Raw genomic sequence first — 11,921 nt, forward strand, 5'->3', positions numbered from 1 at the left:
TACGACGCCGGCAGCTGGCTGCCGCGCCCGGCCCACCTTCATGCGGTCCCAGGGGAGGCTTCACAGCACCGGGCCACAGGCCCTGCCCACCAGGACCTCCTGGCTGGGATGGCGGTCCGGATCGCGGCCATTGCCGTGGCCGCCCCGGATGTTCTGGCGTCTGCCTCCTATCTCGAGGCCGCCGAGTTCGCCGCCCGCGCGGAGGACCTCGCCCGGAGCGTGGAGTACCTGCAGCTCCTGGGCGCCGGGGCGGTGGACCGGACCCGCACCCAGGCCACCACCGACGCCGCAGCCACGACCCGTGCCGCCCGGTCCGCCGCCATGGTTGAGACCGACGCCAACTGGCCCAATCCGCCCGCCGGTCCCGGCCACCCGGTGGTGTCACCGGCCGACGACGGGTGCCGGAACACCGCAGAGTTCCTCCGCCTGCGCCTGCACATCCCCATCAGGGAAGCCCGCCGCCGCCTCGCCCTCGCCCACCACGTCCTCCCAGCCACCAGCCTTACCGGCGAACCACTCCCACCAGCCCGGCCCCATCTCGCCGCCGCAATCACCCCCACCACCACAGGGGCCACCGACACCGACTCCGACACCGGGATCACGTCCCCGGGGTACGGACCTGCCGTGTCCTCGCATGCTGCGGCCATCATCACGGCAACCCTCGACCGGCTCCAGCACCACACCACCGCCGAGACCCTGGACGCGATCGAACACCACCTCACCACAACAGCCACCACCACCGACCCTGACTTCCTGACCCGCCTCGCCCAACGCTGGACCGACACCATCGACGCCGACGGGAGCGAACCCACCGAAGAAGCCCTCCGCCACACCCAGGGCGCCTTCATCCGCAAGCCCCGCCACGGCCTCCACCACCTCGAGATTTTCGCCACCACCGACCAATACGAACACCTCCTCACCGTCATGAACACCGCCACCAACCCCCGCACCACCACCGGCACAGCAACGAGTCCAGCCAGCCGAGGCAGTTCAGGCAATCCAGGCCGTCCAGGCAGTTCCGAGACCCCGGCGGCGAACCACACCGCAGAACAGGGCATATCCGAGCACACCCCGCTTCCCGACCTGGACCGGCGCACCCGCGCCCAGAAACAACTCGACGGCCTCATCACCGCCGCCAAAACCGCGCTCGCCACCAACACCCTGCCCATAACCGGCGGCAATCGACCCCACATCATTGCCACCATCAACTACGAAGACCTCTTCCCCACCAACCCCGTCACGCCCGCCACCTCGGCAGGAAAAGACCACAGCGTGGAAACAGGGACCGGGACCTTCGCCTTCACCGGACCCGTCCCCGCCGCCACGCTCCGCAAAATCGCCTGCGACGCCGACATCATCCCCGCCCTCCTGGGCACCACCGGCGAAATCCTCGACCTCGGCCGCAAAACCCGCCTCTTCACCCCCGCCCAACGCACCGCCCTCACCGCCCGCGACCAAGGCTGTGCCTTCCCCAAACTGCACCATCCCCGCACCCTGGTGCGAAGCCCACCACATCACCTACTGGTCCCACGGCGGGCCCACCACCACCAACAACGGCGTCCTGCTCTGCAGCCACCACCACCACCTCGTCCACAAAGAACAATGGACCATCACCACCACCCCCGGCACTCCAGCCCAAACACCCCAACAAAACCACTACTTCAAACCACCCCGCCACCCCACCCACCACGCGAAGAGTGTCCAAAGACAGTCCGTTAGGCTTCACCCATGACCGAAAACAGCAGCGCAAAAGCCTCCGAACTTCTCCACCTCCACCAGGCCCCTGAGATCCTGCAGGTGGTCAACGTCTGGGATGCCATCACGGCCAAAGTGATCACGGACATCCCGGGCACCACTGCCCTGGCAACGGCAAGTCACTCGATCGCCGCGACGCTGGGCTACGAGGACGGCGAGAACATTCCCGTCGACGAGATGGTCAGCTTTGTGGGCCGCATCGCGGCTGCTACCCACCTGCCGGTCAGCGCTGACCTTGAGTCCGGCTACGGGAACCCTGGGGAGACAACCCGCAAGGCCATCGGAGTCGGAATCGTTGGTGCCAATATCGAGGACCAGATGCGCCCGCTCGAGGACGCGGTGAACCAGATGGCAGCCGTTGTGCATGCCGGCGCTGCAGAGGGAATCGACTTCGTCCTGAACGCGCGGACCGACGCCTTCCTCAAGGGCAAGGACCGGGACCCCGAAGACGTTCTTGCGGATGCCATCGCGCGCGGCAAGGCCTTCCTGGACGTCGGCGCCACCACGGTCTTCGTCCCCGGCCTTTTGGACGAGCCCACGGTTACTGCCCTGGTGGAAGGCATCGGCTGGAACAAGGTCTCGGTCATCAATGTGCCCGGGTCCCTGCCGCCGGCGACGCTGCAGGAACTGGGCGTGGCCCGTATTTCGTATGGTCCCTGGACCCAGAGGGTGGCGCTGACTGCCCTGGCTGACACCGCTGCGAAGCTTCTCGCCGGTGGCCAGCTTCCCGAAGACACACGCCCGCTGAACTGAGAGCTGCGGGGCGGAAGCCAGGAGCTTCGTCACCCAAACCGAGCGAAGGAGTGGGAGGACCTTGACCGGAAACCTATATGCCGCGGGAGTGTGGCCGCGGCCGCCGGCACTTCCAAGGCCGGTATTTTCCGACCAGCGGTGGCTTGATGCCGTCTTCCTTCACTGGCGCATTCCGGAGGCCACTGCCGCGGCGTTCATGCCGGACGGGGTTCAACCCGATGTGTTCGACGGCAGTTCATGGGTTGGCCTGATCGGCTTTCGCATGGAGCAGGCAGCGCTTGGGCGAGGCCCCGGCATCCCGTATCTGGGGAGCTTCAACGAGGTGAACGTCCGGCTTTACTCCCGCGAGCCGGACGGCACCCGCGGAGTGGTGTTCCTGAGCCTGGACGCAGACCGGCTGCCCGTTGTCCTGGCGACCCGCGCTGCCGGGATTCCCTACGTGTGGTCGCGCATCCGGCAATGGTCACTCTTTCCGGGGTACGGCGGTGGACGGCAGCACGCCACCGGCACGGCCGGAATACCCGGCGGCCAGAATGGATCTGCCGTTGGTTACTCCGTACGCCGGCTGGGCGCCACTGCCGCCCGCAGCACCTTTGGGGTCATCCCCAAGCTGCACGCCGCGGCAGCCGACCCTTTATCCATCTTCCTGACCGCCAGATACGGCATGCATGGCCGCTTCTACGGCAGAACCATCTACGTTCCAAACACGCACCACGAGTGGCCGCTCTTCGGCGCTGAGGTCCACCAGCTCAGTGATGGGCTGGTAAGAGCCGCCGGGATCAGTGTCAGCGGTCCGCCAGAGTCCGTCCTTTACTCCCCGGGAGTCCGGACAAGGTTCGGCAGGCCGCGCACACTGGAGCATGCCGGCTAAAGACCTCGGTACCGCCAAAGACCCGGTGGAAACTACTTGCCCAGGCCGGCCTTCCGAAGTGCCTCGGCCATGGCCGTGTTGACAGGTTGGGGTGCGGGGCTGGACCTGACACTCCCACCGGACGTGCCCGATCCCTGCTTCGCCTGCTGTTGGCGGTCCGGACGCCCGGCACGCTCGGTCTTTCGGCTCCCGGAATCGCGCCGGCCGGACCCTGAATCGCGCCGGCCTGAACTTGCGCCGCCGCCGGCGGGTTCGTCGTCGAGCCTCAACGTGAGCGAAATCCGCTTCCGTTCCGGGTCAGCCTCAAGTACCTTCACCCGGACCACCTGGCCGGACTTCACCACCTCGCGCGGATCGGACACAAAGCGGTTAGACAGGGCGGAAACGTGGACCAGGCCGTCCTGGTGGACTCCAACATCCACGAACGCCCCAAAGGCCGCGACGTTGGTTACCGTTCCTTCGAGGATCATGCCCGGCACCAGATCCGAGATCTTCTCGACGCCTTCCGAGAACGTGGCGGCGGCAAAGGCGGGCCTGGGGTCACGCCCGGGTTTGTCCAGTTCAGCGAGGATGTCCTTGACGGTGGGCAGGCCGAACGTGCCGTCGACGAACTTCTGCGGGTCCAGGGAGGAAGCCGGGGCGGAACCGGCGGCCACGAGGATCTTCCTTGCCACGGCGTAGGACTCCGGGTGCACGCTTGATGCGTCCAGCGGCTCGGCCCCGCCGGTGATCCTGAGGAATCCTGCGCACTGCTCGAACGCCTTGGCGCCCAACCGCGGCACTTTCTTGAGGTCGGTCCGCTTGTTGAAGGGTCCGTGCTCGTTCCGGTACGCCACGATGTTTTCGCTCAACAGGGGCCCAACGCCGGCAACCCGGCTCAGCAGCGCAGGCGAGGCAGTGTTGACGTCAACACCGACTGCGTTCACGCAGTCCTCCACCACCGCGTCCAGGCTCCGGTCCAGTTTCGAGGCAGTCACATCATGCTGGTATTGGCCTACGCCGATGGACTTGGGATCGATCTTGACGAGTTCGGCGAGGGGATCCTGCAGGCGGCGGGCAATGGACACGGCGCCGCGAAGCGAAACGTCCATTCCCGGCAGTTCAGCGGCGGCGAGCGCGGAGGCGGAATAGACTGACGCGCCGGCCTCGGACACCACGATTTTCTGGGGTTTCCGGTCCACCTCGGGAAGCAGCTTGATCAGTTCGGCAGCGAGTTTGTCCGTTTCGCGTGAGGCGGTCCCGTTGCCGATGGCCACAAGTTCGACGGCGTGCTGCCGCGCCAAACGCACCAAGGTGGCCAGCGCTTCGTCCCATTTCCGCGCCGGGGCGTGCGGGTAAACGGTCTCGGTGGCCACCACCTTCCCGGTGCCGTCCACTACGGCGACTTTCACCCCGGTCCGCAGTCCCGGGTCGAGGCCCAGCGTGGCACGGTTTCCGGCGGGGGCGGCAAGCAGGACGTCCCTGAGGTTGGCGGCGAACACCCGGACCGCTTCGTCCTCCGCTGCGGCGAACAACCTGGTGCGAAGGTCGGACGTGAGGCGGGCCAGCACGCGTGAACGCCAGGCCACCTGGGCTGTCTGCATCAGCCATGCGTCGGCGGGACGGCCACGGTCGGCGACCCCGAGGAACCTGGCAACTGCGGACTCGTAGCGGGCGCGGGCGGCGGTCAGGGCGTCGTCGTCCGATGGGTCGGCTTCGGCGAGGTCCAGCTCAAGGACGCCGTCCTTCTCCCCGCGGAACAGCGCGAGCACACGGTGGGACGGCATCCGGTCCGGTGCCTGCGCGAACTCGAAGTAATCGGCGAACTTCTGGCCTTCGGCTTCCTTGCCCTTTTTGACGCGGGAGACCATCCGGCCCTGCGTCCACATCCTGTCCCGGAGGGTTGCGGCGAGGTCAGGGTCCTGGGCCACGCGCTCCACAAGGATGGCCCGGGCACCGGCGAGCGCGGCGGCGGGGTCACCGATGGCGTGGTCACTGTTGAGGTACTTCCCCGCCTCGTGTTCGGGGTCCAGGTCCGGCCGCTTCAGCAGCGCATCGGCGAGCGGCTCCAGCCCGGCCTCCCGGGCAATCTGGGCCTTGGTCCGGCGCTTGGACTTGAACGGGAGGTAGATGTCTTCGAGCCGCGATTTGGTGTCCGCGGCCAGGATCGCCTTGCGCAGTTCAGGCGTCAACTGGCCCTGCGCCTCGACCGCTTCGAGGACTGCGCGACGGCGGTCTGCCAGTTCGCGGAGGTAGCGCAGGCGTTCGTCGAGGTCACGGAGCTGGGTGTCGTCCAGCGTGCCGGTGGCTTCCTTGCGGTACCGGGCGATGAACGGAACCGTTGCCCCGCCGTCGAGCAATCCAACCGCGGCCTTTACCTGCCAGGCCGTGACCCCCAATTCGGCAGCGATCTGGGCGAAGATCGCATCGTCCTCCGATGCGCGGGAGGGGGCGGAGGCAGCGGAAGGTGCAGGCAGTTGAGTCACCAGAACATCTTGCCTTACCGCGCTGCAGGGCTCCACCGGACGCCGTGCGGATGGGGATTCAGCAGGGGACGGGAGGGTATTCCGCTGGGCCCGGCAAAGTGCTGTAGTGGACATGCCGTTACTGGCGCCCATGCTCGAGGAAGAGGCCATCATGCGGGAACTGCTTGTGGTGTTTCAGGAGGGATTCGATGAGGCTAACGTCACCGTGACAGTCAACGGCAAGGAGGTGCGGCGGGACCTGGGGATCTCGACCAATCCGCTGCTCGGCATCGCATCCGAGGTGTCTGTGGAGTTGCCGGCAAAGGGCGCACAGGTGGGAGTTGAGGTCACGAATCGGGGGTTGAAAGCCATTACCAAGGTCAGCGGAAAACCCAAGAGCGTGCTGGTTTCGATCGAGGATGGGCGCCTGCTGATGAAGGAAGGCACAGGCCGCGAGGCCGTTCTGTAGCTAACTTCCCAGGTGGCAAAACTGGCTCTGGTAAGAGTCCATTCGATGGAGTAGCATCTGATCACCGCCGGCTTCCAGTGGAGTCCGGCGGGCCACACAAGTCTTCAGCCGGGGGTCGTCGGATGGCCTCCGGCGCCGCTGTCGGGGACCAGCACCCCTGACAGCCAACGACGGCGGCACCCATGATGGGTGCCGCCGTCGTTGTTTCATCCGGGTTGGCCGGTGGGCCGCCGTTTAGCCCTGGTACAGCGGGTAATCCGTGTAACCGGTGGCGCCCTCCGCGTAGAACGTGGAGGCGTCGGGCTCGTTGAGCGGGAGGCTTTCCTTCCAGCGCCGGGCAAGGTCCGGGTTGGCGATGGCGGGGCGTCCCACCACAACGGCGTCTGCGTGGCCTTCCGCCACCAGGTTCACGGCTTCTTCGCGCGTGGTGATCACGCCGAAGCCGGTGTTCACCAGGAAGGTTCCGCCGAAGCGTGCACGAAGGTCCTGGACAAGTTCGCCGGTGGGCTCGTGGTGCAGGATGCTCAGGTATGCCAGGTTGAGCGGTGCGATGCTGTCCACGAGGACCTCGTAGGTGGCACGAACGTCCGCTGCGTCCATCTCGGCGATGCCCTGCACGTTGTGCTCGGGGGAAATGCGCACACCCACGCGGTTCGCGCCAAGGGCTGCCACCACGGCGTTGATGGTTTCGATGACGAAGCGGGCGCGGTTTTCCGGTGAACCGCCGTAGCTGTCCGTCCGGACGTTGGAGTTCGGCGCCAGGAACTCGTGCAGGAGGTAGCCGTTGGCCGCGTGCAGTTCCACGCCGTCGAACCCTGCCTCGATGGCGTTCAGCGAAGCGTTGACGAATTCCTGGATGACCATGGGGAGTTCGTCCGTGGTGAGGGCGTGCGGCACGGGGTACGGCTGCTTGCCGGCCGGTGTCCGGACCACGCCGTCGATGGCTACGGCGCTGGGAGCGACGATAGGCAGCCCACCGGTGATGTCGGAGTGGGAAACGCGGCCGCCATGCATGATCTGTGCGAACATGCGTCCGCCTTCGGCGTGGACGGCTTCGGTAACCGTCTTCCACCCGGCAACCTGTTCTTCGGTGACGATACCGGGCTGGCCCGGGTAGGCCTGGCCGGCCGGGGTGGGGTACGTGCCCTCGCTGACGATCAGGCCCAGGGAGGCGCGCTGGCGGTAGTGCTCGGCCAGGAGCGGTCCGGGGATGCCTTTCTCACCTGCGCGGAGGCGGGTGAGGGGTGCCATCACCAGGCGGTTGGGAAGTTCAAGTTCGCCGAGGGTGAGTGGGGAAAACAGCATGCGCAGTTCCTTTCGAAGGCTTAAGACGTACTGTCTTTGCCAACTGTGGGGCGCGTGCAACTATTCCGGACTTCCGCCAGTGCGACGGGGATCACAGGCTTTCCCTCGGTCCCCGCGCTATCCTCCGACACCGGGGCAGCCCTGGCCCTGCGGATTGGCGTTGCAGTCGTCGGCGTAGTTGCGGGTGAGCGAACGCCACACACTGATGGTTTGCGGTGGTGCGTTGAACTGGCCTTGACCGGGGATCGGCAGCGGCGGCCCGGCGTTCACCGAGTACGTACCCTGGAACGAGGTGGTCAGGACAACCTGGAAATCGCCTGTGGAGGCATACGCGTGGCTGGTGCGGGTCTTTTCGCCCCACCGGTCCTGCGGCAACGGGCCGCCCATGGAAGGCTGCGGGCCGAAGACTGTGCCATCTCCGTAGTTCCACGTGTACTGCACCGGAGTGGCCACCACGTGGACTTTCTGGCCGAACATGGTGATGTCGAACTGCTGTTCAGCCGCTTCCGCGTAGAAATTCGTCTCAGCGCCCCGGAGGGTGTTGGGGCTGGGCTGGGCCACGACCGCCCCGGCACTGACAGGGAGGTTCTGGAACTGCCGCTGGATATCCGCGGCGATCCTGGGCAGGAGGTCCTCGGGCTTCGGATCGTAAAGGCAGGTGGGGCCCGAGTGATGCGCCCAAACAGCCCCCGGCACACCCCGGGGCCGCGACAGCCACATGACCGGAATGCCCTTGGCGCCGTCCTCACGGTCTTTGCAGTCGAGCTGACGGGCGAGGCAGGGCGTATCGAAGTCGCCTCCGCCAAGATGACACTGAAGTTCGTACTTGTATTCGTTGGGGTCGGTACTCACGGTGCCGGGTTCAGGCCTCGAAAAGTCGCCTGTCCCAAGATCTAATTGCCATCCAGAGACGTCCGCTCCTCCGGAATTCCAATGACCCTTCGGTGGTGCGCTTCCCATTTTCGGCGGGGATGAACCATCGTTTTCGCGACCGATTATGGGCGCGTTGCCGTGCTCTGTAGCCGCACTTGCTGCGGCCGGTACGAGGAAGGACCCCAGTAGAAAGCCCAGCACGCAAAATTGGAACAGGACTTTCATATCGTCAACCGACGATCGGCTCAACAGTTTGGACGAACCATGACCCCTCGCGGAACACGACCAACATCAGGCTGCCCGAGTCTGCAGGCTTGGGATCAGTACTATCGAGGGACTTGTCTGCGTTGTAGTAGCTCAGCGCTTCCTGCGACACCTGCACGGCGACTTGGTAGTTACCATCAGGCGCCACGACAAATGTCGTGTTAACGGATGGCGTTGTCACCCTGCCACCGACCAACCACCGCCCCTCTTGATGCCAGCCTTGTTGAACCTGCTTTGCTCGTTCGCACATGGTGCACGCCGGACTGGTGAGCGCGGATACGGGCTTTGTATCCCCGGTTTCGTATCCATAGCTGAGGAGCTGGAACCAGTACTTAGCGAACGCCTCGAGCCCTTCCTTCGTCTCCGTCTTAGCTACCTCGGGCAGCACGGGCACGGGAACGTTCTGGGCGGGTCCGGAGGCGTCGGCAGGCTTGTAGACGGCATTCGGCGTTGGGGTGGGAGTGGCCGTGGCGCTGGCAGTAGGTTTTTCCTCCGCTACCTGGGACGAAGTGCCGCCCGGCCCCGGCGACCCTCCGGAGTTACAGCCGGACAAAGCGAGCGCCAAACCAATAACAAGGGCTGCTGCTCCCGACGGCACAGCGCGGGACGTAAAGGAGTTCTGTGATGTCATGGGCCGCTATTCCCCCAGTAGTTTCAAGACGGCTTGCTCCGAACAGTGCCTTAAGGGTAGCCCACGTCACAATGTGGCGATCAAACTTATCCACAGGCACCGCCCACCGTTCTACCACCGGTCCGGCCGGCAAAAAGTCGTAAAGGGAGCCGGTGCATAAAGTGCACCGGCTCCCTGTCAATAAAGAATCAAGAAAACAAAACCCTACTTCTGTGCGGGCAGGACCAACTCCCCCGTCTTGTCCGTGGACAAGGCGAGCGACGAAACATACTGCGGGCCGCCGTCGGACGCGTCCTGTGCGGACCGCACCATGTCCGGCCGTTCGAACTCCAACCCCGTCACGTGGCACAGGAGCTTGGCGTCGCTGGGGTTCCCGTCGGCGTCGAACATGGGCAGGTCGATCCCGTCGTCGGTCCGGCGGAGGTAGTAGCGGCCGCGGGTCAGGACCGCGAGCGCCGGTGGCAGGACCAGCGCCAGCCCCACCGCGAAGATGGGCGAGTACGGCTGGATCGCAGTCCCAAATGCCCCGAAGAACACGGCAATCGAAACCCCTGCGGAGACCAGCATGGACACGAAGCCAACAGGGTTCACGGCGTACAGCATGCCGCGGCGGAACTCAGGCACCTTGGGTGAAATCTTGAGCAGGTACTTGTTGATGGCAATGTCGGACGCCACGGTGACAACCCACGCCATGGCGCAGTTGGCGTAGAACCCGAGGATGGTGTTGAGGAAATCGAACATATTCGCTTCCATCAGGACCAGTGCGATCAGCAGGTTCACCACCACGAACACCATCCGGCCCGGGTAGGTCTTGGTGATGCGCGTGAAGGAGTTGGTCCAGGCCAGCGAGCCGGAGTAGGCGTTGGTGACGTTGATCTTGATCTGCGAGATGACCACCAGCACCACGGCCAGCGTCATGGCCAGCCACGCGGGCATCATCTCCTGGTACACGCCCAGGAACTGGTGCACGGGCTCATTGGCCGTGGCGGAGGCGGCAGGATCCAGCGTGGCGATCAGGTAGATGGCGATGAACAGGCCCACGATCTGCTTGATGGCCCCGAAGATCACCCAACCCGGGCCGGCCAGGATCACTGCGCGCCACCAGGCGCTCCGGTTGGCCTCGGTGCGCGGCGGCATGAACCGGAGGTAGTCGATCTGCTCGGCAATCTGCGCCATCAAGGACAGGCACACCCCGGCGGCGAGCATCACGGACGCAAGGTTGGGCCCGCCGTCGCCCGTTGCTCCGGTGTAGGCGAAGAAGCTGTCGATGCTCTCCGGGTGCGAGACCAGCAGGTATCCCACAGGTACCACCATGAGGAGCAGCCAGAGCGGGGTGGTCCACACCTGGAGCTTGGCCAGCGTGTTCATGCCGTAAATGACCAGCGGGATGATGATCACCGTGGACGCGGCGTATCCCAGCCACTGCGGAATGCCGAGCCCCAGCTCCAGCCCCTGCGCCATGATGGAGCCCTCCAGCGCAAAAAAGATGAAAGTGAACGTGGCAAAGATGACGTTGGTGACCACCGACCCGTAGTATCCAAAGCCGGAGCCCCGGGTGATCAGGTCCAGGTCGATGTTGTAGCGCGCGGCGTAGTACGCCAAAGGAAAGCCGGTGGCGAAGATGACCACGGCCGCCACCAGGATCCCCAGGATCGCGTTGACCGTCCCGTAGGAGATGCCGATGTTCGCCCCTATCGAGAAGTCCGCCAGGTAGGCGATGCCGCCCAGCGCACTCGTGGCCACCACGCCCGCACTCCACTTGCGGTAGGACCGCGGCGCAAACCGCAGCGTGTAGTCCTCCAGGCTTTCCTTGGTGGCGTTGAGGGCGGCAGTGTTGCCGGCCGTAGGGATTGCCGGAGAACGTCCGACGACGGCGGCACCAGCGGGTGCCGCCGGTTCCAGCAGTTGCGTTGTGTCTGTGTCGTTGCCCATTGGGTGCGTCGCTTTCGTTTGCCTTCAGCCGTCATGGCCTTGCGTGCGACGCTATCCAGCGGGAAATACAGCCCGGTCACAGACCTGTTTCCGAACTGTTAAGCCTTGACTGTGCTGTCATAAAGCGGAGGAAATGGGGCACAAAGCCTCTGGCGCTTTTCTACTCCACGTAGAAGAATGGCCGCATGATGTTTGAACACGCGGACGGCAATCCTGTCCTGGAACTCGAAGATGAGCAGTCGTGGCGGCTTCTGGCGGCAACGCAGCATGGCCGGCTGGTGGTTTCCGTCGCAGGGGAACCGGACATCTTCCCGGTGAATTACGTGACCTCCAACCGGAAGCTCTACCTGCGCACGGCACCTGGAAACAAACTGGCGCAACTCACAATCAACGCCAAGGTGCTGTTCGAAACCGACGGCATCCTGTCGCAGGAGGCCTGGTCCGTTGTCCTCCGGGGGACGGCAAGGGTCCTCAGCAACTCGGACGAGCTCGCTGCCATCGAAGAACTGGGCCTGAAGACCTGGGTCCCCACGCTCAAGGACTTCTACGTGGAGATCGACCCAACCTCCGTCAGCGGCCGGCACTTCGTGTTCGGCGAACAGCCGGAACGGGAGATCTAGGCCC

The 11,921-nt window shown here is 65.1% G+C and carries 10 protein-coding genes and 1 pseudogene; 6 read left to right on the plus strand and 5 right to left on the minus strand.

The genetic code is table 11. The annotated features are described in order from the left end of the window. Positions 1-321 precede the first annotated feature (321 nt). The 4 genes and pseudogenes from BACI349Y_RS20335 to BACI349Y_RS14930 all read left to right on the plus strand — a co-directional run. Positions 322-1,395, plus strand: a pseudogene (locus BACI349Y_RS20335) (DUF222 domain-containing protein); the annotation flags it as partial. A gap of 67 nt (positions 1,396-1,462) precedes the next feature. Beyond that, positions 1,463-1,732 carry an HNH endonuclease gene (locus BACI349Y_RS20340; protein WP_236561053.1) on the plus strand — a complete coding sequence of 90 codons (270 nt, stop codon included), beginning with the start codon at positions 1,463-1,465 and terminating at the stop codon, positions 1,730-1,732. After that, positions 1,729-2,508, plus strand: a complete 780-nt coding sequence (locus tag BACI349Y_RS14925; RefSeq protein ID WP_159632786.1) for an isocitrate lyase/PEP mutase family protein — start codon at positions 1,729-1,731, stop codon at positions 2,506-2,508. Before BACI349Y_RS20340 ends, BACI349Y_RS14925 begins: the two co-directional genes overlap by 4 nt. 61 nt (positions 2,509-2,569) lie before the next feature. After that, complete coding sequence (locus BACI349Y_RS14930; protein ID WP_159632787.1) at positions 2,570-3,379, plus strand: YqjF family protein; 810 nt, start codon at positions 2,570-2,572, stop codon at positions 3,377-3,379. Between the two features lie 32 nt (positions 3,380-3,411). Here the strand turns inward: BACI349Y_RS14930 and BACI349Y_RS14935 are convergent, their stop codons facing one another. Further along, the gene (locus tag BACI349Y_RS14935; protein WP_442858427.1) at positions 3,412-5,835 is read right to left on the minus strand and encodes a Tex family protein; all 2,424 of its coding nucleotides are present in this window, start codon (positions 5,833-5,835) and stop codon (positions 3,412-3,414) included. Between the two features lie 139 nt (positions 5,836-5,974). Here BACI349Y_RS14935 and BACI349Y_RS14940 point away from each other — a divergent pair, with 139 nt between their 5' ends. Beyond that, positions 5,975-6,292 (plus strand): hypothetical protein, encoded by a 318-nt coding sequence (locus tag BACI349Y_RS14940; protein WP_141157959.1) that lies wholly within the window; start codon positions 5,975-5,977, stop codon positions 6,290-6,292. 234 nt (positions 6,293-6,526) lie between these two features. Here the strand turns inward: BACI349Y_RS14940 and BACI349Y_RS14945 are convergent, their stop codons facing one another. From BACI349Y_RS14945 to BACI349Y_RS14960, 4 genes are all read right to left on the minus strand, one after another. After that, positions 6,527-7,597 carry an alkene reductase gene (locus BACI349Y_RS14945; RefSeq protein WP_159632789.1) on the minus strand — a complete coding sequence of 357 codons (1,071 nt, stop codon included), beginning with the start codon at positions 7,595-7,597 and terminating at the stop codon, positions 6,527-6,529. A 117-nt stretch (positions 7,598-7,714) separates the two neighbouring features. Beyond that, positions 7,715-8,449, minus strand: coding sequence for a PKD domain-containing protein (locus BACI349Y_RS14950; RefSeq protein ID WP_236560851.1), 735 nt, complete (start codon positions 8,447-8,449; stop codon positions 7,715-7,717). A 250-nt stretch (positions 8,450-8,699) separates the two neighbouring features. Then, positions 8,700-9,365, minus strand: coding sequence for a DUF6318 family protein (locus BACI349Y_RS14955; RefSeq protein ID WP_159632790.1), 666 nt, complete (start codon positions 9,363-9,365; stop codon positions 8,700-8,702). 204 nt (positions 9,366-9,569) lie between these two features. Beyond that, positions 9,570-11,297: a purine-cytosine permease family protein gene (locus tag BACI349Y_RS14960; RefSeq protein ID WP_159632791.1), complete on the minus strand. Its 1,728-nt coding sequence runs from the start codon at positions 11,295-11,297 to the stop codon at positions 9,570-9,572. A gap of 185 nt (positions 11,298-11,482) precedes the next feature. Here BACI349Y_RS14960 and BACI349Y_RS14965 point away from each other — a divergent pair, with 185 nt between their 5' ends. Beyond that, complete coding sequence (locus BACI349Y_RS14965; protein WP_159632792.1) at positions 11,483-11,917, plus strand: pyridoxamine 5'-phosphate oxidase family protein; 435 nt, start codon at positions 11,483-11,485, stop codon at positions 11,915-11,917. Positions 11,918-11,921: the final 4 nt, after the last annotated feature.

The sequence above is a fragment of the Arthrobacter sp. 8AJ genome (assembly GCF_902506025.1).
Lineage (GTDB): Bacteria > Actinomycetota > Actinomycetes > Actinomycetales > Micrococcaceae > Arthrobacter.